The organism is Streptomyces sp. NPDC059718, assembly GCF_042733315.1.
GTDB lineage: Bacteria > Actinomycetota > Actinomycetes > Streptomycetales > Streptomycetaceae > Actinacidiphila.
This window is the reverse complement of sequence record NZ_JBHWGA010000019.1, coordinates 89713-110228: the sequence shown is the minus strand read 5'-3', so window position 1 is coordinate 110228 and position 20516 is coordinate 89713. Positions and strand designations below refer to the sequence as shown.

Below are 20516 nucleotides of genomic sequence, written 5' to 3'. Positions count from 1 at the left end.
CGTCACTACGTTGGGTCGCATGACGATGATCACGACTTCCGCCGGCGCTCCGGCCGACCTCGGCCCGGACGACCTGGTGCCCGCCCACACGCCGCGCATGGTGCTCGGCAAGGCCGCCCCCGACTTCTACAAGGCGATGATCGCGCTGGACGCGGCGGCGGCAACCGGCCTCGACCCCGTGATCAAGGAACTGGTCAAGGCCCGTGCCTCGCAGCTCAACGGCTGTGCCTACTGCGTGGACCAGCACCTGAACGACGCACGCAAGCTCGGGCTGACCGAGCAGAAGCTCAACGGGCTCACCGTGTGGTGGGAGACCCCGTTCTTCACCGTGCGCGAGCGTGCTGCGCTGGCGCTGAGCGAGGCGGTGACCCGGCTCGGGGAGCGTGGCGTCCCGGACGCGGTCTACGACGAGGCCGCCCGGGTCTTCGACGAGGAGGAACTGGCCCGGCTGATCGCCATGTGCATCACCATCAACGCCTGGAACCGCATCGGCGTGACGACGCGGATGTCCCCGGCGGTCCGCCCCGACGGCGTCTGACCGCCGGGGCGCACCCCTCCGCCCGGCCCCGGTTCCCGGGGCTCAGGCCGACAGCACGGCCCGCAGCTGGTCGAGACCCCAGTCCAGGTCCTCCTTGGAGATCACCAGCGGCGGCGCGAGCCGGATCGTGGAGCCGTGGGTGTCCTTGACCAGGACACCCCGCTCCAGGAGCCGTTCGGAGACCTGCCGGCCGGTGCCGTGCTCCGGGGCGATGTCCACGCCCGCCCACAGACCGCGGCCGCGGACCTTCGTGACGGCCCCGCTGCCGGTCAGCAGTGCCAGTTCGTGGTGCAGGTGGTCGCCGAGTTCGGTGGCCCGCTGCTGGTACTCGCCGGTGCGCAGCATCGCCAGGACCTCCAGCGCCACCGCGCAGGCCAGCGGGTTGCCGCCGAAGGTGGAGCCGTGCTCGCCGGGCCGGTAGACCCCGAGCACCTCCGCGGAGGACACGACCGCCGAGACGGGGACGACGCCACCGCCGAGCGCCTTGCCCAGCACGTACATGTCCGGGACGACGCCCTCGTGCTCCGACGCGAAGGTGCGGCCCGTGCGGCCCAGCCCCGACTGGATCTCGTCGGCGATGAAGAGGATCCCGCGCTCCTCGGTGAGCCGGCGCACGCCCGCCCAGTACCCGGCCGGTGGCACGAGGACCCCCGCCTCGCCCTGGATGGGCTCCATCAGCACGGCCACGGTGCGGTCGTCCAGCGCCGCCTCCAGCGCGGGCAGGTCGCCGTAGGGGACGACCTCGAAGCCGGGGGTGTAGGGGCCGAAGTCCGCGCGGGCCTCGGGGTCGGTGGAGAAGCTGATGATGGTGGTCGTCCGCCCGTGGAAGTTGTCCGCGGCGACGACGATCTTGGCCTGGCCGTCCGGCACGCCCTTGACCCGGTAGCCCCACTTGCGGGCCGTCTTCACCGCCGTCTCGACGGCCTCCGCGCCGGTGTTCATCGGCAGCACCATCTCCATGCCGCACAGCTCGGCCAGCTCCGTGCAGAAACGCGCGAAGCGGTCGTGGTGGAACGCCCGCGAGGTGAGCGTCACACGGTCGAGCTGGGCCTTGGCGGCCTCGATGAGACGGGCGTTGCGGTGCCCGAAGTTCAGCGCCGAGTAGCCGGCGAGCATGTCGAGGTAGCGGCGGCCCTCGACGTCCGTCACCCAGGCGCCTTCGGCGGAGGCGACGACGACCGGGAGGGGGTGGTAGTTGTGGGCGCTGTGCGCCTCGGTGGCGGCGATGTGCTCGGCGGCGGTCGACACGTGAGTGCTCCGTTCGTGGTACGTCGGGAGTTGTGGCGCTGGGGCCCGGTGGGGCCCCTTTCTATCGTCGCTCGTCCCGGATGCGAAGAAACCTCGCGCCGGGCGGCTTCCCCACGGGCGTTGCTAGGCTGGCCAGGGGTCGTGACTGGCGCGCTGGGATGGGATTGACCATCGGGGAGCGGCCCGTGAACTGTGTGCCGTGCGCCTGGGCCGTCCCGTATGCCGTGCCGTGCAGCAGGAGGTCTGACATGACGAGTGGTTCCACCGAATCCACCGCCTTCCGCAGTGCCCTTGAGGTGATCAGGGGCGTCGAGCCGCGCGTGGCCGATGCCATCGGCCAGGAGATCGAGGACCAGCGCGCCTCGCTCAAGCTCATCGCCAGTGAGAACTACGCCTCCCCGGCCGTGCTGCTGACCATGGGCAACTGGTTCAGCGACAAGTACGCCGAGGGCACGGTCGGCCGCCGCTTCTACGCCGGCTGCCGCAACGTCGACACCGTCGAGGCGCTCGCCGCCGAGCACGCGCGCGAGGTGTTCGGCGCCCAGCACGCCTACGCGCAGCCGCACTCCGGCATCGACGCCAACCTCGTCGCCTTCTGGGCCGTGCTCGCCGCCCGGGTCGAGGCGCCCGCGCTGGAGCGGGCCGGGGCCCGCCAGGTCAACGACCTGACCGAGGAGGACTGGGCGCGGCTGCGCCACGAGCTCGGCGACCAGCGCATGCTCGGCATGTCCCTGGACGCGGGCGGCCACCTCACGCACGGCTTCCGGCCCAACATCTCGGGCAAGATGTTCGACCAGCGCAGCTACGGCACCGACCCCGCCACGGGGCTGCTGGACTACGAGGCCCTGCGCAAGACCGCCCGCGAGTTCCGGCCGCTCATCATCGTGGCGGGCTATTCGGCCTACCCGCGGCTGGTGAACTTCCGGATCATGCGGGAGATCGCCGACGAGGTGGGCGCCACGCTGATGGTCGACATGGCGCACTTCGCGGGCCTGGTCGCCGGCAAGGTCCTCACCGGTGACTTCGACCCCGTGCCGCACGCGCAGATCGTCACCACCACCACGCACAAGTCGCTGCGTGGCCCGCGCGGCGGCATGGTGCTGTGCGACTCCTCGCTCGCCGAGCAGGTCGACCGCGGTTGTCCCATGGTGCTCGGCGGCCCGCTGCCGCACGTGATGGCCGCCAAGGCGGTGGCCCTGGCGGAGGCCCGCCGCCCCGACTTCCACAGCTACGCACAGCGCATCGTGGACAACTCCCGGGCCCTGGCCGAGGGGCTGCTGCGGCGCGGTGCCACGCTGGTGACCGGCGGCACGGACAACCACCTCGTCCTGATCGACGTCGAGTCCTCCTACGGGATCACCGGCCGGCAGGCCGAGGCCGCGCTGCTGGACTCGGGCATCGTCACCAACCGCAACTCCATCCCCCAGGACCCCAACGGAGCCTGGTACACCTCCGGCATCCGCATCGGCACCCCCGCGCTGACCACCCGCGGCCTCGGCACGGGTGAGATGGACGAGATCGCCGGGCTGATCGACCGGGTGCTCACGGCCACGACGGCGGGCGTCACCTCGGCCGGCAAGCCGTCCAAGGCGCAGCACGTGCTGGACGTGAAGGTCTCCGACGAGATCGCGCAGCGCGCGGCGGACCTGCTGGCCGGTTTCCCGCTCTACCCCGGGATCGACCTGAGCTGACCCGCCGCCCGCGCGGGGTGCGTGCCGGTGTGGCCCGCACCCCCCTCGCGTCAGGCGTCGACGAGCTCCTGGCGGGGCCCCTCCCCGGGCGTGTGCCGGGATATCCGGCGCAGGACGAGGAAGGTGCCGGCGCCGCCGACGAGCAGACCGACCCCGAGCCCGGGCAGGGACAGCCACCAGCCGTCCGGTCCGCCGCCGTCCCCGGCCGCCGTGGCCTGCGGGGCGGTGGCGGGGTCATCCGGTACGGCCGCCGCGGTCTCCTCCACGGTCGTGGCGCCGTCCGGGCCGAGCGGGTAGTCGGGGGCGCTGACGCCGAGGCCCTTGTCGGACCCCATGAGGCCCAGCCGGCCGAGCAGGCGGTCGAGCGTCTCCGGCTGCGCCGCCTTGCGCCACACACCCTGCTCCGGCAGACCCGTGTCGGTCACCGTGCGGGTATGGACCCAGGCACCGCCGGGACCGTCCGGGTACACGTAGTCCACCTTCCAGACCGACACGTCGTGGATCAGCCACGTCACGGTGATCTGGCGGTGCTGGTCGTTCATCACGTCCGACAGCGAGTCCGGCGGATCCTCCTTCGAGCCGTTCCCGATGGCCTGGTCCAATTCCTGGTAGTCGGGTGAACTGGCGTAGATGCCCGCGGCCCTGCCACTGCCCGGAGCGACGAGCATCACGCTCGTCGGCCCGCCCGCGGCCGCCGGGCCCGACCCCCCGATCACGGCGGCGAGCGCCGTGACGGTGACTCCGGCCCAGCTGACGATCCTTCTGATCCGCATCCGGTCCCCCTCTCCCTCGGTCCTGCCCCTGTTACACCGCCCGAGCCCGCCGGGTTCCCGTCCGCGGGAGAAGGGGAGGGGAACGGACGCGCGGAGAAGGGCCCTAACGCGGCCGGGCGGACTTCGCGACGGCGACCGCGCGTGCCAGGTCCGGCACGCCCTCCAGGCGCAGCGTCGTCCGCCCGCGCTGCCAGACCAGGGTGGGTCCGGCCGTCCGGGGAGGCTCGCGGCGGGCACGGCCGTCGGGGTCGACGAGCCGGACGTAGTGAGGCTCGGCGAACCACACCCCGTAGTCGCTCCCGGGGCCCAGATCGACCCATTCGACCGCGTCGCCGACCGTCTTGAGGAAGACCACGTCGATCGTGGCCCGGAACTGGTCGAGCCGTACCGTGCGCCCGTCCACCCGCCAGCTCATCGACAGCACCCGCCCCCCGTCGACCACCGACACCCCGTCCGGCTCGCCCAGCTCGGCCGGCACGTACGCCCCGTCCAGCGGCGCGTCCCCCCGCACCGGCGGCGGGGCGCCCGTGCTCGGGCGGGCGGAGGGGTCCCGGTGCACGACGACACCGCCGAAGCCGAACCAGTCCGCGACCGCGGCCCGCACCGGCGGGGTGAGCACGAGCACCACCAGCAGCCCGCACAGCGCCGCCGTCAGGGCACGCCAGCGCGCCGCGGCCCACGCGCGCGCCCGGGCGCCGCGGCCGCGGCCGGGCACGACGGGAGCGGGCACGACGGGGGCCGGCACCGCCTCGGCCAGCAGCCGGGCCAGCACCTGCTCGGCGACGGAGTCGGGCGACGGCGCCGGGATCTCCAGCCGCCGGCCCACCTCGCGCAGCTCCTCCGGGAGACGGTCGGTCATGGGCGCCGCCCCCCGTCGTCGCACGGGCTGGACAGCACCGGCTCGCCGAGCCCCGCCCGCAGCCGGGCCAGGGCCCGGTGCAGCCGGGACTTCACCGTGCCACGCGGCCAGCCGAGCACCGTCGCCGTCTCCTCCTCGTCCAGGTCCAGCAGATAGCGGCAGGTGACCACCATCCGGTGCGGCTCGCTCAGCGCCCGCACGGCGGACAGCAGCTCCGCCCGGCGTTCCCGCGACACCGCCAGCGACTCCGGGTCGTCCTCCGCGAGGGGCAGGGCCTCCAGCGCGGCGTTGCGCTCCACCGCCGACCGCAGACGGCGCGCCGCCCGCCCGGCGTTCCTCGCCTCGTTGGCGACGATCCGCAGCAGCCACGGCCGGAAGGCAGCCCCCTCCTGGAAGGTCGCGAGCGCGCGGTACGCCTTGACGAACGAGACCTGCACCACGTCCTCCGCGTCGGCGCCCGCGCCGAGCAGCACGGCGGTGCGGTGCGCGACGTCCGCGTGCGGGCGCACCAGCTCCGCGTACGCCTCCCGCTCACCGGCGCGTACGCGCGCGATCACCGCCGCCTCCCCCTCCGTGGCGGACCCCCTCCCGTCGCCGGCGCCGCCCCCGTGCGGCTCCCGTCACCCCTACTACACCGCTGCCCGCCCCCGGGTTCCCACCGCGGCCGTGGAATCCGCGCGGACCTGAGAGAATGAGTGCCATGGCTCTCGATCGTCCCCGTGTGCTCTCCGGCATCCAGCCCACCGCAGGTTCGTTCCACCTGGGCAACTACCTGGGCGCGGTCCGCCAGTGGGTGGCCCTGCAGGAGTCCCACGACGCCTTCTACATGGTCGTCGACCTCCACGCGATCACCGTGCCGCAGGACCCGGCCGAGCTGCGCGCCAACACCCGGCTCGCCGCCGCCCAGCTGCTGGCCGCCGGGCTCGACCCCGAGCGCTGCACCCTGTTCGTCCAGAGCCACGTCCCCGAACACGCGCAGCTCGGCTGGGTGTTCAACTGCCTCACCGGCTTCGGCGAGGCGTCCCGCATGACGCAGTTCAAGGACAAGTCCGCCAAGCAGGGCGCGGACCGGGCCACCGTCGGCCTGTTCACGTACCCGATCCTGCAGGTCGCGGACATCCTGCTGTACCAGGCGAACGCCGTCCCGGTCGGCGAGGACCAGCGCCAGCACATCGAGCTCACCCGCGACCTCGCGGAGCGCTTCAACGGCCGGTTCGGCGAGACCTTCACCATCCCCGGCGCCTACATCGTCAAGGAGACGGCGAAGATCTACGACCTGCAGGAACCGCTGTCGAAGATGAGCAAGTCGGCGGCGTCCCCGAAGGGCCTGATCAACCTCCTCGACGAGCCCAAGACCTCGGCGAAGAAGATCAAGAGCGCGGTCACCGACACCGACACCGTGGTCCGCTACGACGAGCAGGAGAAGCCGGGCGTCAGCAACCTGCTGACCATCTACTCCACCCTCACCGGCACCGGTATCCCGGAACTCGAGCAGAAGTACGAGGGCAAGGGCTACGGTGCGCTCAAGACCGACCTCGCGGAGGTCTTCGTGGAATGGGTCACGCCCTTCCGCGAGCGTACCCAGGAGTACCTGGGCGACCCGGAGACGCTGGACTCGGTCCTCGCGAAGGGCGCCGAGAAGGCCCGGTCCGTCGCCGCGGAGACCCTGGCGAAGGCGTACGAGAGGATCGGCTTCCTGCCCGCGAAGCACTGACGGCTCCTCCGCGCCCGTGGACGCCCGGAAAGAGGGGCCTTAGGTCCCGCGCAGGTGTGACGGACGACGCTCGCGCGGGAGGCCGCGCGCGCGTCACACTGGCAGCTGACGCAGTGGTGTCGTACGGCGTGCGTACGATGCCGCGAACCGACCAGGGGAAGGGGTGAACACGTGGGAAACCGCATGATCGGCGTGTCGATCGCGGTCCCCGAGCCTTACGGCAGCCTGCTGCAGCAGCGCCGCGCCGGCTACGGAGACCCGCTGGCGTACTGCATCCCGACCCACGTCACGCTGCTCCCGCCCACCGAGGTGGACACGGAGCTGCTCCCGGCCTTCCGGGAGCACCTCGCCGAGGTCGCCGCCACCGGCCGTGCCTTCCCCATGCGGCTGGAGGGCACGGCCAGCTTCCGGCCGGTCACCCCGGTCGTCTACGTCGAGCTCGTCCAGGGCGGCCTCGACTGCGCCGACCTGCAGGAGCGGGTCCGCTCCGGCCCGGTCCGGCGCGAGCTCCAGTTCCCGTACCACCCGCACGTCACCATCGGCCACGGCATCCCCGACGAGGCGCTGGACCGCGCCGAGACGGAGCTGTCCGACTTCGTCGCCACCTGGACCGTCAGCTGCTTCTCGCTGTACGAGCAGGACGACGAGGGCGTCTGGCGCAGTGTGCGGGACTACCCCTTCGGCGGCGCCGGGCATTCCCTCGTGCCGCACCAGCCCGGTGCGTGCGAGCCGCTCAGCCCGGCTCCCGCGGGAGGCCCACCGCACGCGTGAGCACGCCGGGCCAAGCCGCGCACGAGCGTCCGCCTACGCTGCCGCCATGCACCCCACACTCGCCGCGGACCGCGCACACCTCCCCGAACTCCTCCAAGCGGTAAGGGACCTGGCCGCCCGTGAGCTGGCCGCCGTCGACGACCGCCCGGCCGCGCGCCCCGGGCCCGCACCCGAACCGCAGCCCCTCCCCGTCACCGGGACCGGCGCCGACGGCGCGCTCGCGCTCTTCGAACGGCGCTGGGCACCCGGTTTCTCGGGCAGCGCCGGCCCGCGCTACCTGGGCTTCGTGACCGGGGGAGCGACCCCCGCCGCCGTCGCGGGGGACTGGCTCACCAGTACCTACGACCAGAACGTCTCGGCGGGCGGCGACTCCTCCGCCGCCGCCCTGGAACGCGAGACCGTCGGCTGGCTCCGCGCGATGCTCGGCCTCGGCGAGGAGCACAGCGGCGCCTTCGTCACCGGCGCGACCGTCTCCAACACCGTCGGCCTGGCCGTGGCGCGCGAGTGGCTCGGCGAACGGCGGGGGCTGTCCGTGTCCCGCGACGGGCTGGCCGCGCTCGGCCCGGTGACGGTGCTGTCCGGAACCCCGCACTCCAGCATCGGCAAGGCCCTGTCCGTGCTCGGCCTCGGCCGGTCGTCCCTGACCCGTGTACCGGTGCTGCCCGGTGGCCGCGAGGCGGTGGACGTCGACCGCCTCGCCGCGGCGCTGGAGTCGCTGGAGGACCGTCCGGCCGTCGTGGTCGCCAACGCGGGCACCGTCAACACCGTCGACTTCGACGACCTGCGCGCGATCGCCGCCCTGAAGGAGCGCCACGGTTTCTGGCTCCACGTCGACGCCGCGTTCGGCGGCTTCGCCGCGCTGTCACCCGCGTACGCGCACCTCGCCGAGGGCATCGACGCCGCCGACTCCGTCTGCGTCGACCTCCACAAATGGCTGAACGTGCCCTACGACGCCGCCGTCCAGTTCACCCGCCGCCAGGACCTCCAGGTGCGGGTCTTCCACAACGACTCGCCCTACCTGGGCCTGCCGTCCCTGCCCGACCCGGACTTCCTCCACCTCACCCCCGAGAACTCCCGCCGGCTGCGCGCCCTCGCCGCGTGGTTCTCCCTCACCGCCTACGGCAGCGAGGGCCACCGCGAGGTCGTCGAACGCAACGCCGCCTGCGCCCGGCGCCTCGGCGAGCGCATCGAGGCCGACCCCCGCCTGCGGCTGCTGGCCCCCGTCCGGCTCAACGTCGTCTGCTTCACCCTGGCCGACGACCCCACGCCCGAGCGCGTCGACGCGCTCGTCCGTGCCGTCGCCGCCTCCGGGGAGGCCTTCCTCACCCCGACGGTCCTCCACGGTGTGCCCGCGGTGCGGGCGGCCTTCAGCAACTGGCGTACATCCGAGGCCGACACGGACCGCGTCCTGGACGCGATCACCACCGCGACGACGACCGCCACCTAGAGTGCACGTCGTGACGGAGGGTAGGCGCGCGGTATGGAATGGCTGACTCGGCTCCCAGGGATCGGACCGTGGATCGCGCGGCTCATGCGCACCCACGCCTGGCGCACGTACGAACATCTGGAGGACGTGCACTGGACGCGGCTCGCCGCCGCCATCACCTTCGTCAGCTTCGTCGCGCTCTTCCCGCTGCTGACCGTCGGCGCCGCCGTCGGCGCGGCCCTGCTGTCCCCCGGCCGGCTGAAGGAACTCGAGGACAAGCTGGCCGAGCAGGTCCCCGGCATCGCCGACCAGCTCAACATCGGCGGGCTCGTCGACAACGCGGGCACGGTGGGCACCATCGCCGCCGTCCTGCTGGTCGTCACCGGCGTCAGCTGGGTCGGCGCCCTGCGCGACTGCCTCAGGGCTGTCTGGCACAAGGACGACGAGGCCGAGAACCCCTTCGTCCAGAAGCTCAAGGACTTCGGCGTCCTGGTCGGCCTGGGTGTCGTCGCCCTGCTCTCCGTCGCCTGCTCGGCCCTCGCCGGGACGGCCGTCGGCCGTCTCGGCGACGCCATCGGCCTCGACGAACACGGACCGGGGCGGGCCCTGTTGTCGGTGGCGGGCTTCTGGATCGCCGTCCTCGTGGACCTGCTGATCCTCGCCTACCTGCTCACCCTGCTGCCCGGGGTCACCCCGAACCGCCGCGACGTCGTCGTGGCGAGCCTCATCGGTGCGATCGGCTTCGAGGTGCTGAAGCTGCTCATCAGCGGCTACCTGCAGAGCGTGGCCACCAAGAGCATGTACGGCGCCTTCGGGGTGCCCATCGCGCTGCTGCTGTGGATGAACTTCACGGCGAAGCTGCTGCTGTACTGCGCGGCCTGGACGGCCACCCCGCACAGCGCCGAACTCGCCACCGCCCGCAAGGACGAGCCGGGCGGGCCGGGCGAGCCGGAGCACGCGCGGCCCGCGCGCCCCGAGACCGCCTGACGACGTGGAAGGGCCCGGCCGTCAGTAGGCCGGCGTCGCCGGCCAGGCGCCCCGGCGCGCCAGGTCCACGACGAGGGCGGCGATGTTCCACGCGTCGTCCTCGCCGCGGTGGTGGCGGCCTTCGACGGGCAGCCCGACGAGCCGGAGCGCCTCCGCCATGCCGGGGCGCTTGGTGAGGCGGTGGGCCTGGGTGAAGAGCGTCTTGACGTTGATGTGCCGGCTGCCGAAGGGGTACGTCGTATCGGTCGCCCGGCACTGGCGGTTGAACTGGTGACGGTCGTAGTCGCCCCAGCTCGCCCACGCCCGCGACCCCGCCCGGTGCTCGACGGCGAGCAGCTTGCACGCGTCCGCGAAGTCCAGGCCCGATTCCACCTCGGCCTGCGTCAGACCGGTCAGTTGCGTGCAGAAGGGACTCACGGCGGAGCGCGCGGGCCGTACGAGGACGCGGTGGCGGGCGACGCGCTCGCCCGCGACGAGGTCCACGACGGTCAGCCCGATCTCGATGATCTCGCTCACCGAGCCTTGCGGCGGCTCGCCGTCCCAGCACGTCGCCTCGACGTCGATGACGTTCAGGAGTCCCAGGTCACTGTCCATGGCGCGAACCCTACGTCGAGATCAGGCCACTGGTCACTACTGTTTACGAATGGTTTTGTCACTCTGAGTTCGAACCAGACCGTTTTACCGATGCCGTGCAGCCGAGGTTGAACGTTCCAGTCGTCGGCGAGCAACTCCACGAGCGCCAGCCCGCGTCCCGACTCGTCCGTCGCCGACGCCTGCCGCAGTACGGGCGGGTCGTCGCCGGCGTCGCAGACCTCCACCCGCAGCGTCCCCGAGGCCAGGGCGGCGCGAGCGGCGATCCGCCGGTCCGGTGGGACCCGTGCGTGGCGGACTGCGTTGCCCATCAACTCGCTGAGCAGCAGGACCGCGGTGTCCGTCGCCTCGGCGTCGAGGCCCCACGCGAGGGCCTGTTCCCGCAGCCTGGCCCGCGCCCGCCCGACGCTGCGCGGGTGGCGCGAAAACCACCACTCGGCAGGGGGAGTTGTCTCGTCCATGGCTCAAAAGTGCAGGTCGCAGCGTACCGTCGGGAGTAGCGGCGCGAGTACGGAGGGTGGTTGTACCCGAGTGGCCAGTGACGTGTCCCCGCCTCCGATGGCGTGGCGGTACTGCGGCAACCAGGTCAAGCTCTGGCGCGAACACGCCGGCGTCACGCGCGAGCAACTGGCCGACGAGGCGGGGTACGGCTACGAGACCGTCAAGTCGATGGAGCAGGGGCGCCGCCGCCCGACACAGCGGCTGCTCCAGATCGCCGACGGGCTGTGCGGGGCACAGGGCAAACTCACGGCGGCGGAGGCGTTCCTCGCCCCGGAGAAGTACCCGACCTACGCGCGGGACTACATGCGGTACGAGGCCGAGGCGATCGCCGTCAACTGGTACGAGAGCCAGTACATCCCGGGGCTCCTCCAATGCGAAGCGTACGTGCGCACGTTGCTCTCGTCCCATTGGCCACCGCTTGACGAGGAGACGCTCGAAGAACGGGTGGCGGCGCGGCTGGAACGCCAGTTGATGCTGGACAACCGAACCCGCTCGTTCAGCTTCGTGATCGAGGAGTCGGCGCTGCGCTCCTTCGCTGACCCCGGCGCACACCGGGAGCAGCTGCGGACGCTGCTGGTGCGGGGACGGACCCGGAACGTCACCATCCAGGTCATGCCCGCGGAGCGGGGCCTCCATCCCGGGCTGCACGGCCCGTTCGTGTTGCTGGAGACCGCCGAGCACCAGCACCTCGTCTACGAGGAGGGACAGACCACGGGAGTCCTCTATGCGGACCCGGCGCGGGTCAGTATCGTCATGCGGCGCCACGACATGATCACCCGCCAGGCCCTCGGCCCCGAGGAGTCCGCGCGGTTCATCGAAGACTTGGCGGAGAGGCCATGACCGACGGGCTCGTGTGGTTCACGTCCAGCTACAGCAACTCCGAGGGCGGCGCCTGCGTCGAGGTCGCGTTCGGCCCCGGCGCGGTCCTGGTGCGGGACTCCAAGGACCGGGCCGGGGCTCGGCTGACGTTCACGCCCGGCGCGTGGGCGGACTTCGTGGCGTACGCGGTCACGCGCGGCGCAGACGACGCCAGGCGATGACGCCCATCAGGGCTGCGATGACGATGGGCGTGGCCGCGTTCTCGCCGTCGAAGTAGACGACCTGGAAGGTGAACGCGCCGGCCAGCAGGCCGATGAAGGCCACCGCCGTGATCCCGGCCAGGCGCGGGATGACGAGGCCGATGGCACCGGCGAGTTCGAGGGCGCCGATGAGGTACATGAACCAGTTGCCGTAGCCGATGGTGTCGAAGCTCTCGGCGGCCGAGGAGTGCGCGATGAGCTTCGGCGTGGCGCTGGCGACCGCGAAGAACAGGGCGAGCAGGATCTGCAGCGCCCACACGGCGGTGTCCGCCCGGCTGCGGTCGCGGGGCGGGGCGGTCGTGGTGGTGGCGGTCATCGTGGTCTCCTCCGGTGTCGGGTGTACGCGGAGGTGGACCGGACGGCTGCCCGGAACTCATCGGTTCAGCGCAGGAAGTGGGCGACGGTGAACCACGCGGCGGCCAGCACCAGCACGGTGACGAGGATGTAGCCCACGAGGTAGACCCCGGCGAGCACGGCCGCCGGGGCGGCCATGAACCATCCGGCGCGTCCGGCGGGGGTCTTGGCCCGGAGTGCCGAGCGGAGACAGTAGGCGACCGCGACGAGGCCCAGGACGAGCCCGAAGACCGACAACATGCCCATGGCGTGCTCCCTTCCCGTACCGGCTTTGCCTGGTTCCTGGGTACCGGCCGGGCGGCCCGCGCGGCAGGGGGCGGTCGCAGCGGGGTGGGCGCACGAGCCGCACGTGCGCCGTCGAGCGCCCCCCGGGCCGGGGGCATGTGCGCGTGGCACGACACGACTGCGGCCGGTGGCGGGAGCCACCGGCCGCAGCCTGGCCGCAGGACCGACGGGAACGATCTTCCGGCTCGGGCCGACCTTAGTGGGGCGCCGCCGGCCGGCGAAGCGGGACGCGACGGATCAGGCCACGTCGGCCGGCGGTCAGGCCGGATGGTCCGCCGTGGCTTCGGCCTGCTGCGCGGGCGCCTCCCGCTCGGTGCCCTCCTCCGCGGCCGCCCCCTCCGCCTCGTCCGCCTTCGCCTCGTCCGCCTTCGCCTCGTCCGTCCTCTCCCCGGCCTCCTTCGGCCCTTCCTCCGCCTTCGCGGCGTCGGCCTTCTCGGCGTCCGCCTTTCCGGCGTCCGTCTCCGCCTCGGCGGTCTTCGCGGGCGCGTCGTCACCGGGCTTGGTCGGGGCGGGGATGGCGGCCGTCGACGTCCGCTGCGGCAGCGGCCAGCGGCGCCGTACGAGGAAGGCCAGGGCGGCGACGACCAGGACGGAGCCGCCCGCGAGAGCGAGGGCGGTCCACGCCCCGCCGCCACCGGAGGAGGCGTGCGGGGCGGCCTGCGCCCGCGCCTGCCTGCTGGGGGAGGCGGAGGGCGAGGGCGAGGCCGACGCGATGGCGGACTTCGGGGGCACCAGGGTGCCGACGGGGGTCACCATGCCGTCCGCCTGGAACCCCCAGTCGAGCAGCTTCGCGGCCTCCTTGTAGGCCATGTTGTGGCCCTCGCCGGGGTGCATGACGGTCACCAGCAGCGTGCGGTCGCCGCGCTGCGCGACACCGGTGAAGGTGTTGCCCGCGTTGGTGGTGTAGCCGTTCTTCACGCCCGCGATGCCGTCGTAGGTCGAGAGGTCGTAGTCGCCGGAGAGCAGCCGGTTGGTGTTCTGTATCTCGAAGGTCCCGCGCTTCTTCGTGCTCTTCTTGCCCTTCTTCCCCTTGACGGTCTTCCACTCGCCGGGGAACTTGGCGCGCACCGTCGAGCAGTACTCGCGGAAGTCCGCGTTCTGCAGTCCGGCGCGGGCGAAGAGGGTCAGGTCGTACGCCGAGGAGACCTGGCCGGGCATGTCGTAGCCGTCGGGGGAGATCACGGTGGTGTCGTCCGCCTGCAGGTCCTCGGCCTTGCGCTGCATCTCCAGGACGGTCGCGTCCACGCCGCCGTTCATGGAGGACAGGACGTGGACGGCGTCGTTCCCGGAGCGCAGGAAGACACCGAGCCACAGGTCGTGGACGGTGTAGGTGAGGTTCTCCTTGATGCCGACGAGGCTGCTGCCCGCGCCGACGCCGTCGAGGTCGGAGGGTTGCACCTGGTAGGTCTGCGACTTGTCCAGCTTCGGCAGGACCGTGTCGGCGAACAGCATCTTGAGCGTGCTGGCGGGCGGCAGCTCCCAGTGCGCGTTGTGGGCGGCCAGCACCTGCCCGGTCTCGGCGTCGGAGACGATCCACGACCGTGAGGTGAGCTGCTCCGGCAGGGCGGGAGCGCCGGTCAGCGCGCTGACCTGGGTGCCGGGCTGTCCCAGCCGTTCCCCGCCGACCGTCGACATCCGTGCGGGCGGCGTCGGAGTGGCCGAGGGCGACGGGGTCTTCGCGTGCGCGACGGGCGCGGCGGTCAGGGCCGTACCACCGGCGAGTGCGAGGGCGGAGAGCACCAGGGCGGAACGGCGCGCGGCGCGGGGGGAGGAGTTCGGCACGATGAGAAGTTACAGGCCGTCCGGGACCTGCGGCAGTCGTGGGGGGCCGATCGGGCCGTGACCGATCCCACGTCCCGGATGTGCAACCGGGCGGTGCCCACGGGCGTCTTGGGCGGCGGCCCGCGGTACGGGTGGCGGGACGACCCCGGCGGAGGGGGCCGCGCGGCGGCCCCCATACTGGTCGCATGAAGCTCAGCCGCCCCGTGTCCTGGTTCCTGACCGCCTTCGGGGTGTGGAGCTGGATCGTATGGACGACGTTCGTCAAGAACCTGTGGAAGGACGCCAGCGGGCTCGCCTTCGAGGGCGGTGACCACGGCTCGCCCACCGCGTACTTCTGGGTGCACCTGACGCTGGCGGTGACCTCCCTCGTGCTGGGCACCGCGATCGGCGTCCTCGGCGTCCGCGGTCTGAGAGCGCTGCGGGCTGCCCGGTGATCCTCGCGGTGGTCGCCGTCGTCGCGGCCGTCCTGGCCCTCCTCGGCGGGGTGCACTACTACCTGTGGCGCCGGCTGGTCCGCGACGTGTCCGCGCCCGGGGGCTGGTGGCGGCGGACGGGGACGGTGCTGGCGGTCGTCCTGCCGCTGCTGAGCCTGGGCGCGCTGGTCGGCGGGCGGGCGCTGCCACTGGCGGCCGAGCGGTGGCTGGCCTGGCCGGGCTACCTGTGGCTGGCGGTGCTGCTGTACCTGACGCTGGCGGTACTGGCCGGTGAGGCCGTACGGCCGCTGCTGCGGGGCGCGCTCGAACGCAGGGACCGGTCCCGGGGCGTACGGGAGGCCGGGGCCGCCGAGCCGGCCGGGCAGGACGCCGCGGATCCCGGGCCGCGGCCGGAGCCCGCGCCCGCCGGGCAGACGAGGCGGCTGTTCGTCGCCCGTACGGTCGGTGCCGCGGCGGCCGTGGCCGCGGGGGTGACGGTCGGCCAGGGCACGTACGGAGTGCTGCGCGGCCCGCGCCTGAAGTACGTCACCGTGCCGCTCGCCAAGCTCCCCGCGCGTGCCGACGGCTACCGGATCGCCGTGGTGAGCGACATCCACCTCGGTCCGGTCCTCGGCAAGGCGCACACCCAGCGGATCGTGGACACGATCAACGGGGCCCGCCCGGACCTCGTCACCATCGTCGGCGACCTGGTCGACGGCTCGGTGCCGGAACTGGGCCCCGCGGCCGAGCCGCTGGCCCGGCTCCGGGCGCGGGACGGGAGCTTTTTCGTCACCGGCAACCACGAGTACTTCTCCGGGGCCGCACCCTGGATCGACTTCGTGCGCGACCTGGGCGTCCACCCGCTGGAGAACGCCCGCACCGAACTCGCCGGCTTCGACCTGGCCGGGGTCAACGACATCAGCGGCGCGGACCACGACTATGCCCCCGACTACACCAAGGCGCTCGGCGACCGGGACACCTCGCGGGCGGTCGTGCTCCTCGCCCACCAGCCGGTGATGATCCACGAAGCGGTCCGGCACCACGTCGACCTGCAGTTGTCCGGGCACACCCACGGCGGGCAGCTGTGGCCCGGCAACTACATCGCGGAACTGGCCAATCCCACGGTGGCCGGCCTGGAAAGCTACGGCGACACCCAGCTGTACGTGACCCGTGGCGCGGGGGCCTGGGGCCCGCCGGTCCGCGTGGGCGCGCCCTCCGACATCACGATCGTGACCCTCGCCTCACCGCGCGCCTGAATGTGGCCGGAAAGTTCTCACCGGGTGAGAACAATCCGACACGGAGCGCATTCCCCGCGTCGAAACTGGTAAGGGATGGCGCAACGGAAGGGGGGCGTTCGCTCATGGGGAGAGTGACCTGATGAGGCGCAGTGCGTTCCGGCTGCCCCGGCACCCGACCTCGGTCGGGCTGGCCCGGCACCGGGTGCGTGACCACCTGGAGGGCTGGGAGCAGGAGGGCGGGACCGTCGAGTCGGTCGTCCTGGTCGTGTCGGAGCTGGCGACCAACGCCGTACGGCACAGTCCGCTCCTGGAGCGGGAGTTCGAGGTGGCGGTGACCGTCCACAGCGACGGCTCGTGCGTCGTCGAGGTCTCCGACGGCGATGCGCAGTCCCGCCCCGTGCCGCGCGAGGCGGGGGACGGCGACGAGTCGGGGCGTGGTCTGCGGCTGGTGCAGGCGCTCTCGGACACCTGGGGCGTCCGGGAGCGCGGCCGGTACGGCAAGACGGTCTGGGCGGTGCTGGCCGAGCCCGCCGTGGGCTGACGGGGTGCGCCGCGTACGACCGGTGGGAGCGGCGGGCCGGCTCAGCGCCGGAAGAGGAACTCCGAGAGCAGTTCGCGGATCTCACGCACGATCGGCCGCAGCAGCCGGTAGCGGGAGAGCCTGAGGATCCGCGCGCCCAGCGGAGCGGTCCGCGCGACCAGCCGGCGGGTGCGCTCGGTGTCGGGGGAGTGGTCGAAGACCCAGTAGACGACGATGCCCATCTGGTACATCCACATCAGCTCGGGCAGCACCTCGGCCAGTTCGGCGTCGACCTTGATGTCGGAGCCGGAGAGCACCCGTTCGTGGATGGAGATGGCGGCGTCGCGGGCCGGGTGCGACTCGGGGGAGAAGGGGCTGAGCGGGCTCGCCGGGTCGGCGGCGTTCTTGAAGAACTGCGCGGCGAACTGGTGGTAGGGGCGGGCCACGTCGATCCAGGAGGTCATGACGGTGAGCAGCCGTGCCGCCAGGTCCCTCTCCCCGCCGCCGTCCAGGAGGCCCTGGACCGCGGCCGCGTGTTCGGCGGCGAGGCGGTCGTAGAAGCCCTGGACGAGGTGTTCCTTGCCCTCGAAGTAGTAGTAGGCGTTGCCGACCGAGACCCCGGCCTCCTTGGCGATGGCGCGCATCGTCGTCTTGTCGTATCCCCGTTCCTCGAACAGCCGCATGGCCGTCTCGAGGATCAGGGCGCGCGTCTGCTCGCTCTTGGGGGGCCGGGGTGCCCCGGAGGTCGTGCCGGGGGGTGCTTCTTCCACGTCCGTGAGCCTAACCGGGCGGGGCGCAGCCGTCCGCGCAGGCGTCCGGGACGGCGCCCGGGGCACGGTGCGTCCAGCCGTCCTTGGGGTCGTAGGACCAGCCCTCGCCGCTGGGGTACACCCGGCCGCCCCAGCCCGTCGCGGCGGCCCCGCCGCCCCACTGCGCCTCGCGGTAGCGGGCGGCGGCGAGCACGGCGGCCCGGGCGACGGGCGCTCCGGCGCGGGTGCTGAGGCGGTGCGCCATCGGCCGGTACTCGGCCAGGGCCCACAGGCAGACCAGCCAGGCGGCGTCGTCGCGGTAGACCTGTCCGGAGTCCCCGACGACGGTGATCTCGCGCAGGGTCGCGGTGTGGTCCAGCTCAGGGAAGCGGCGGCGGGCCTCGTCGGAGCCGACCGGGACGAGGTCCAGCGGCACGATCTGCCGCTGGCGCTCCAGCCAGCGGCGGACGAAGGAGCAGAGCGAGCAGTCCGGGTCGTACAGGACGGTCAGCAGGCGGACCGGCACCGGGGCCGCCGGAGCGGCCCCGGTCGCTGGGGTGCGGTCCATCGCCGTCACGCCCCCGGCTGCGCGGGGGCGGTCCAGCCCTGCGGGCGGACGGGCGGGATCTGCTCGCGGTCCATGACGCCCCGGCGGCGGATCTTGTTGAGGACGTACACGTTGCACAGGTGCAGCACCCCGAGGACGAGCAGGACGACACCGAGCTTGACCGACAGCGCCTCGAAGAGCTCGCGGGCGTTCCCGACCTGGTCGGCGTTCTTCAGGTACAGCGCCACGAAGCCGAGGTTCACGAGGTAGAAGCCGACCACCAGAAGGTGGTTGACGGCGTCGGCCAGCTTCTCGTTGCCGTGGAGCACGTCTTCGAGGAAGACCTTGCCGGCCCGGCTGAGGGTCCGGGCCACCCACACCGTCAGCGCGACGCTGACGAGCAGGTAGATGACGTATGCGACGACCGTGAGGTCCATGGGTCCCACCCTTTTCGAACGTGTTCAAAACCCGTTGCCGATGACTGTAGACCTGTTTTTGAACATGTTCAAGCGAGAAGTGCGGCGGCCCGCAGGGGCCGTGGGGCGGGTGCGCCCCGCCCCGGGTGCGCCGCGCCCCGGGACCGTCAGCCCTTCGCGGTCAGCCCTTCGCCGTCCGGCCGGCGGATGGAGCGGGCGCGGCCGGCTCCGCGTGGACCTGGGCCCCGATCGCCCGCACCGCGGGCACCGCCGCGGTCGCCAGGCAGGCGGCCGCCACCAGCGCCGCCGACACCGCCAGCGGGACCGCCGAGCCCCACAGGTTCGCGGCGAGCGGGGCCAGCGCGTAGCCCACGGGCATCGCGGCGAGCGACAGCAGCCAGTCGTACGAGGTCACCCGGGCCAGTGCCCGCGGCGGCACCTGCTGCTGGACGACCGTCTCCCAGACCGGGTTGAGGTAGCCGAGCGCGGTCAGCGCCAGCCCGTACGCCACGACGAGCAGCGGGGCCGGGGCGGCGAGGGCCAGCAGGGTCAGCGGCAGCGCGTACGTCGCCAGGCCCAGGTTGGCGACGAGCACGGGACGGCGGGGACGGGCCCGCGCGGCCAGCAGGGAGCCGAGGACGAGGCCGACCGCCCCGGCCTCCAGGACCCAGAACCACACGCCCTCGCCTCCGAGCCGGTGGATCGCGACGGCCGGGCCGAGGGTGGTCAGGACCGCGGCGGCCCCGTTCCACACGGCGTGCGCGACCAGACTCGTCCAGTACCAGTCGCGGGAACGGACCTCGCTCCAGCCCTCCTTGAGGTCCGCGAGCATCGTCGCGCGCGGCAGCGGGGTCCGCTCGACCCGCAGCACCGCAAGGAGCCCGGCGCTCACCGCGAAGGAGGCCGCGTCCAGCACGAAGGCCAGGCCGGGGCCTGCGGCCCAGATCAGCGCCGCGGCCAGGGCCGGGCCGCACAGCCGGGTCGCGCTGTTCGCCACGCCCATCAGGGCGTTGGCCCGCTGCCGTGCCGCCCCGTCGGTGACCGTGCCGGCGACCAGCGGCGACTGGGTCGGCATCGCGAACGCCGAGGCGGTGCCGCCCACCGCCTCGGCGAGCGCGATGGGGGCCAGCGACGGGTCGCCGCCGAGCAGTTCGAAGCCGACGAAGAGCTGGGCGGCGCAGCGTACGAGGTCGGTGAGGAGCGCCACGCGCCGGGCGTCGAAGCGGTCCGCGACCACCCCGCCGAGCGGCAGGAGCAGCAGCTTGGGCACCATCGCGCAGGCCAGGACGAGGGCGAGGGCCGAGACGTCGCCGGTCGCCCGGGTCACGGCGATGACCAGTGCGGCGGGTACGACCCCGTCGCCGAGCAGGGACAGGGTGCGTCCGGCGAACAGCAGCCGGAAGCCGCGGAGCCGGAGGGGATGCGTGGTCGTCATGGCACCGCAATGTATTTCGGCGTCGAATCATTCGCCACCGAAATATACTGCGCCGTAGGATTCGGCCATGGACGCAGACGCCGACGCCGACGCCGTGGGAGCCGCGGTGGAACGGGACTGGACCGACGGGCACGTGGAGCGCTGGCTGCCCCTCCTGCCGGACCTCGACCCCGACATCGAGGGCGCCGTCACCCGCATGAAGCTCGTCACCAGCCACCTGCGCAAGGTCCGCGAGCAGTCGCTGGTCGACTTCGGCCTGCAGCGGCACGAGTTCGACACCCTGCACGCCCTCGCCGGGCGCGGCGGCCGCGCCGCCCCGTCCGAACTCGCCGCGGACCTCGACCTGGCCCCCGCGTCCGTCACCGGCCGCCTCGACGCGCTGGAGGCCCGCGGCCACGTCCGGCGCACCCACTCCACCGCCGACCGCCGGCGCGTCGACGTCGAGCTCACCGACGACGGCCGCGCCACCTGGCTCGGTGCCATGGACGTCCTCGGCCACGAGGAGTACCGGCTGCTGGGGACCCTCGACGCCGACGAACGCCGCTACCTCTCCGACCTGCTGCGACGCGTCATGGTGGTGGCGGAGGACGGCTGAACAC

25 protein-coding genes and 1 riboswitch are annotated in these 20516 nt (G+C 72.9%); of the genes, 12 read left to right on the top strand and 13 right to left on the bottom strand.

The window, feature by feature from the left end; genetic code table 11:
* Positions 1 to 25 precede the first annotated feature (25 nt).
* Positions 26 to 538: a carboxymuconolactone decarboxylase family protein gene (locus tag ACFV3E_RS22365; RefSeq protein ID WP_500536243.1), complete on the top strand. Its 513-nt coding sequence runs from the start codon at positions 26 to 28 to the stop codon at positions 536 to 538.
* Between the two features lie 42 nt (positions 539 to 580).
* Here the strand turns inward: ACFV3E_RS22365 and rocD are convergent, their stop codons facing one another.
* The gene (gene rocD / locus ACFV3E_RS22360) at positions 581 to 1786 is read right to left on the bottom strand and encodes an ornithine--oxo-acid transaminase (protein WP_500536199.1); all 1206 of its coding nucleotides are present in this window, start codon (positions 1784 to 1786) and stop codon (positions 581 to 583) included.
* Between the two features lie 131 nt (positions 1787 to 1917).
* A riboswitch (ZMP/ZTP riboswitch) is annotated at positions 1918 to 2004 on the top strand.
* A gap of 30 nt (positions 2005 to 2034) precedes the next feature.
* On the opposite strand from rocD, the gene ACFV3E_RS22355 reads away from it, so the two are divergent.
* Positions 2035 to 3477, top strand: a complete 1443-nt coding sequence (locus tag ACFV3E_RS22355; RefSeq protein WP_500536198.1) for a glycine hydroxymethyltransferase — start codon at positions 2035 to 2037, stop codon at positions 3475 to 3477.
* 50 nt (positions 3478 to 3527) lie between these two features.
* Here the strand turns inward: ACFV3E_RS22355 and ACFV3E_RS22350 are convergent, their stop codons facing one another.
* The 3 genes from ACFV3E_RS22350 to ACFV3E_RS22340 form a co-directional block, all read right to left on the bottom strand.
* On the bottom strand, positions 3528 to 4250 hold the full coding sequence (locus ACFV3E_RS22350; protein WP_500536197.1) for a hypothetical protein: 723 nt from the start codon (positions 4248 to 4250) through the stop codon (positions 3528 to 3530).
* A gap of 103 nt (positions 4251 to 4353) precedes the next feature.
* Entirely contained in the window at positions 4354 to 5109 is a 756-nt protein-coding gene (locus ACFV3E_RS22345) for a hypothetical protein (protein ID WP_500536196.1), read from the bottom strand.
* Positions 5106 to 5666, bottom strand: coding sequence for an RNA polymerase sigma factor (locus tag ACFV3E_RS22340; RefSeq protein WP_499513539.1), 561 nt, complete (start codon positions 5664 to 5666; stop codon positions 5106 to 5108). Before ACFV3E_RS22340 ends, ACFV3E_RS22345 begins: the two co-directional genes overlap by 4 nt.
* Positions 5667 to 5809: 143 nt before the next feature.
* Here ACFV3E_RS22340 and trpS point away from each other — a divergent pair, with 143 nt between their 5' ends.
* The 4 genes from trpS to ACFV3E_RS22320 all read left to right on the top strand — a co-directional run bounded on the left by trpS (position 5810) and on the right by ACFV3E_RS22320 (position 10007).
* Positions 5810 to 6823: a tryptophan--tRNA ligase gene (trpS, locus tag ACFV3E_RS22335; protein WP_500536195.1), complete on the top strand. Its 1014-nt coding sequence runs from the start codon at positions 5810 to 5812 to the stop codon at positions 6821 to 6823.
* Between the two features lie 171 nt (positions 6824 to 6994).
* On the top strand, positions 6995 to 7594 hold the full coding sequence (locus ACFV3E_RS22330) for a 2'-5' RNA ligase family protein (protein WP_500536194.1): 600 nt from the start codon (positions 6995 to 6997) through the stop codon (positions 7592 to 7594).
* Between the two features lie 46 nt (positions 7595 to 7640).
* Positions 7641 to 9041, top strand: a complete 1401-nt coding sequence (locus ACFV3E_RS22325; RefSeq protein ID WP_500536193.1) for a pyridoxal phosphate-dependent decarboxylase family protein — start codon at positions 7641 to 7643, stop codon at positions 9039 to 9041.
* A gap of 33 nt (positions 9042 to 9074) precedes the next feature.
* The gene (locus tag ACFV3E_RS22320; RefSeq protein WP_500536192.1) at positions 9075 to 10007 is read left to right on the top strand and encodes a YihY/virulence factor BrkB family protein; all 933 of its coding nucleotides are present in this window, start codon (positions 9075 to 9077) and stop codon (positions 10005 to 10007) included.
* Between the two features lie 21 nt (positions 10008 to 10028).
* On the opposite strand, the gene ACFV3E_RS22315 is transcribed toward ACFV3E_RS22320, so the two are convergent.
* Both ACFV3E_RS22315 and ACFV3E_RS22310 read right to left on the bottom strand, forming a co-directional pair.
* Positions 10029 to 10601 carry a 3'-5' exonuclease gene (locus tag ACFV3E_RS22315; protein WP_500536191.1) on the bottom strand — a complete coding sequence of 191 codons (573 nt, stop codon included), beginning with the start codon at positions 10599 to 10601 and terminating at the stop codon, positions 10029 to 10031.
* Entirely contained in the window at positions 10577 to 11059 is a 483-nt protein-coding gene (locus ACFV3E_RS22310; RefSeq protein ID WP_500536190.1) for an ATP-binding protein, read from the bottom strand. The genes ACFV3E_RS22315 and ACFV3E_RS22310 overlap by 25 nt, the downstream gene beginning before the upstream one ends.
* Before the next feature lie 97 nt (positions 11060 to 11156).
* Between ACFV3E_RS22310 and ACFV3E_RS22305 the strand changes: the two genes are divergently transcribed.
* Positions 11157 to 11939 (top strand): helix-turn-helix domain-containing protein, encoded by a 783-nt coding sequence (locus ACFV3E_RS22305; protein WP_500372679.1) that lies wholly within the window; start codon positions 11157 to 11159, stop codon positions 11937 to 11939.
* Positions 11936 to 12139: a DUF397 domain-containing protein gene (locus ACFV3E_RS22300; RefSeq protein ID WP_500536189.1), complete on the top strand. Its 204-nt coding sequence runs from the start codon at positions 11936 to 11938 to the stop codon at positions 12137 to 12139. Before ACFV3E_RS22305 ends, ACFV3E_RS22300 begins: the two co-directional genes overlap by 4 nt.
* On the opposite strand, the gene ACFV3E_RS22295 is transcribed toward ACFV3E_RS22300, so the two are convergent.
* From ACFV3E_RS22295 to ACFV3E_RS22285, 3 genes are all read right to left on the bottom strand, one after another.
* Positions 12108 to 12494 carry a DoxX family protein gene (locus ACFV3E_RS22295; protein ID WP_500536188.1) on the bottom strand — a complete coding sequence of 129 codons (387 nt, stop codon included), beginning with the start codon at positions 12492 to 12494 and terminating at the stop codon, positions 12108 to 12110. The two genes, ACFV3E_RS22300 and ACFV3E_RS22295, sit on opposite strands and share 32 nt — an antisense overlap.
* Before the next feature lie 65 nt (positions 12495 to 12559).
* Complete coding sequence (locus ACFV3E_RS22290; protein ID WP_500326555.1) at positions 12560 to 12778, bottom strand: hypothetical protein; 219 nt, start codon at positions 12776 to 12778, stop codon at positions 12560 to 12562.
* A gap of 297 nt (positions 12779 to 13075) precedes the next feature.
* Positions 13076 to 14599, bottom strand: coding sequence for a D-alanyl-D-alanine carboxypeptidase family protein (locus ACFV3E_RS22285; RefSeq protein ID WP_500536187.1), 1524 nt, complete (start codon positions 14597 to 14599; stop codon positions 13076 to 13078).
* 185 nt (positions 14600 to 14784) lie between these two features.
* Between ACFV3E_RS22285 and ACFV3E_RS22280 the strand changes: the two genes are divergently transcribed.
* From ACFV3E_RS22280 to ACFV3E_RS22270, 3 genes are all read left to right on the top strand, one after another.
* Positions 14785 to 15033 (top strand): SCO4848 family membrane protein, encoded by a 249-nt coding sequence (locus ACFV3E_RS22280; RefSeq protein WP_500366983.1) that lies wholly within the window; start codon positions 14785 to 14787, stop codon positions 15031 to 15033.
* Positions 15030 to 16268 (top strand): metallophosphoesterase, encoded by a 1239-nt coding sequence (locus ACFV3E_RS22275; RefSeq protein WP_500536186.1) that lies wholly within the window; start codon positions 15030 to 15032, stop codon positions 16266 to 16268. Before ACFV3E_RS22280 ends, ACFV3E_RS22275 begins: the two co-directional genes overlap by 4 nt.
* A 118-nt stretch (positions 16269 to 16386) precedes the next feature.
* Positions 16387 to 16791 carry an ATP-binding protein gene (locus ACFV3E_RS22270; protein ID WP_500536242.1) on the top strand — a complete coding sequence of 135 codons (405 nt, stop codon included), beginning with the start codon at positions 16387 to 16389 and terminating at the stop codon, positions 16789 to 16791.
* A 41-nt stretch (positions 16792 to 16832) separates the two neighbouring features.
* On the opposite strand, the gene ACFV3E_RS22265 is transcribed toward ACFV3E_RS22270, so the two are convergent.
* The 4 genes from ACFV3E_RS22265 to ACFV3E_RS22250 form a co-directional block, all read right to left on the bottom strand.
* Positions 16833 to 17453, bottom strand: coding sequence for a TetR/AcrR family transcriptional regulator (locus ACFV3E_RS22265; RefSeq protein WP_500372677.1), 621 nt, complete (start codon positions 17451 to 17453; stop codon positions 16833 to 16835).
* Positions 17454 to 17550: 97 nt separating this feature from the next.
* On the bottom strand, positions 17551 to 18087 hold the full coding sequence (locus ACFV3E_RS22260) for a thiol-disulfide oxidoreductase DCC family protein (RefSeq protein ID WP_500536185.1): 537 nt from the start codon (positions 18085 to 18087) through the stop codon (positions 17551 to 17553).
* Between the two features lie 5 nt (positions 18088 to 18092).
* Positions 18093 to 18503 (bottom strand): hypothetical protein, encoded by a 411-nt coding sequence (locus tag ACFV3E_RS22255; protein WP_500536184.1) that lies wholly within the window; start codon positions 18501 to 18503, stop codon positions 18093 to 18095.
* A gap of 160 nt (positions 18504 to 18663) precedes the next feature.
* Positions 18664 to 19917: an MFS transporter gene (locus ACFV3E_RS22250; protein WP_500536183.1), complete on the bottom strand. Its 1254-nt coding sequence runs from the start codon at positions 19915 to 19917 to the stop codon at positions 18664 to 18666.
* A 67-nt stretch (positions 19918 to 19984) separates the two neighbouring features.
* Between ACFV3E_RS22250 and ACFV3E_RS22245 the strand changes: the two genes are divergently transcribed.
* Positions 19985 to 20512 (top strand): MarR family winged helix-turn-helix transcriptional regulator, encoded by a 528-nt coding sequence (locus ACFV3E_RS22245; RefSeq protein WP_500536182.1) that lies wholly within the window; start codon positions 19985 to 19987, stop codon positions 20510 to 20512.
* Positions 20513 to 20516: the final 4 nt, after the last annotated feature.

Excerpts from the sequence above, each read along its gene's own strand:
- ACFV3E_RS22350 (WP_500536197.1), bottom strand. The coding sequence starts at position 4,250 with ATGCGGATCAGAAGGATCGTCAGCTGGGCCGGAGTCACCGTCACGGCG.
- ACFV3E_RS22260 (WP_500536185.1), bottom strand. The coding sequence starts at position 18,087 with ATGGACCGCACCCCAGCGACCGGGGCCGCTCCGGCGGCCCCGGTGCCG.
- ACFV3E_RS22315 (WP_500536191.1), bottom strand. The coding sequence starts at position 10,601 with ATGGACAGTGACCTGGGACTCCTGAACGTCATCGACGTCGAGGCGACG.
- ACFV3E_RS22325 (WP_500536193.1), top strand. The coding sequence starts at position 7,641 with ATGCACCCCACACTCGCCGCGGACCGCGCACACCTCCCCGAACTCCTC.
- ACFV3E_RS22290 (WP_500326555.1), bottom strand. The coding sequence starts at position 12,778 with ATGGGCATGTTGTCGGTCTTCGGGCTCGTCCTGGGCCTCGTCGCGGTC.
- ACFV3E_RS22245 (WP_500536182.1), top strand. The coding sequence starts at position 19,985 with ATGGACGCAGACGCCGACGCCGACGCCGTGGGAGCCGCGGTGGAACGG.
- ACFV3E_RS22305 (WP_500372679.1), top strand. The coding sequence starts at position 11,157 with ATGGCGTGGCGGTACTGCGGCAACCAGGTCAAGCTCTGGCGCGAACAC.
- ACFV3E_RS22250 (WP_500536183.1), bottom strand. The coding sequence starts at position 19,917 with ATGACGACCACGCATCCCCTCCGGCTCCGCGGCTTCCGGCTGCTGTTC.
- ACFV3E_RS22320 (WP_500536192.1), top strand. The coding sequence starts at position 9,075 with ATGGAATGGCTGACTCGGCTCCCAGGGATCGGACCGTGGATCGCGCGG.
- ACFV3E_RS22300 (WP_500536189.1), top strand. The coding sequence starts at position 11,936 with ATGACCGACGGGCTCGTGTGGTTCACGTCCAGCTACAGCAACTCCGAG.
- ACFV3E_RS22345 (WP_500536196.1), bottom strand. The coding sequence starts at position 5,109 with ATGACCGACCGTCTCCCGGAGGAGCTGCGCGAGGTGGGCCGGCGGCTG.
- ACFV3E_RS22365 (WP_500536243.1), top strand. The coding sequence starts at position 26 with ATGATCACGACTTCCGCCGGCGCTCCGGCCGACCTCGGCCCGGACGAC.
- ACFV3E_RS22355 (WP_500536198.1), top strand. The coding sequence starts at position 2,035 with ATGACGAGTGGTTCCACCGAATCCACCGCCTTCCGCAGTGCCCTTGAG.
- ACFV3E_RS22265 (WP_500372677.1), bottom strand. The coding sequence starts at position 17,453 with ATGCGGCTGTTCGAGGAACGGGGATACGACAAGACGACGATGCGCGCC.
- ACFV3E_RS22295 (WP_500536188.1), bottom strand. The coding sequence starts at position 12,494 with ATGACCGCCACCACCACGACCGCCCCGCCCCGCGACCGCAGCCGGGCG.
- ACFV3E_RS22310 (WP_500536190.1), bottom strand. The coding sequence starts at position 11,059 with ATGGACGAGACAACTCCCCCTGCCGAGTGGTGGTTTTCGCGCCACCCG.
- trpS (WP_500536195.1), top strand. The coding sequence starts at position 5,810 with ATGGCTCTCGATCGTCCCCGTGTGCTCTCCGGCATCCAGCCCACCGCA.
- ACFV3E_RS22255 (WP_500536184.1), bottom strand. The coding sequence starts at position 18,503 with ATGGACCTCACGGTCGTCGCATACGTCATCTACCTGCTCGTCAGCGTC.
- ACFV3E_RS22280 (WP_500366983.1), top strand. The coding sequence starts at position 14,785 with ATGAAGCTCAGCCGCCCCGTGTCCTGGTTCCTGACCGCCTTCGGGGTG.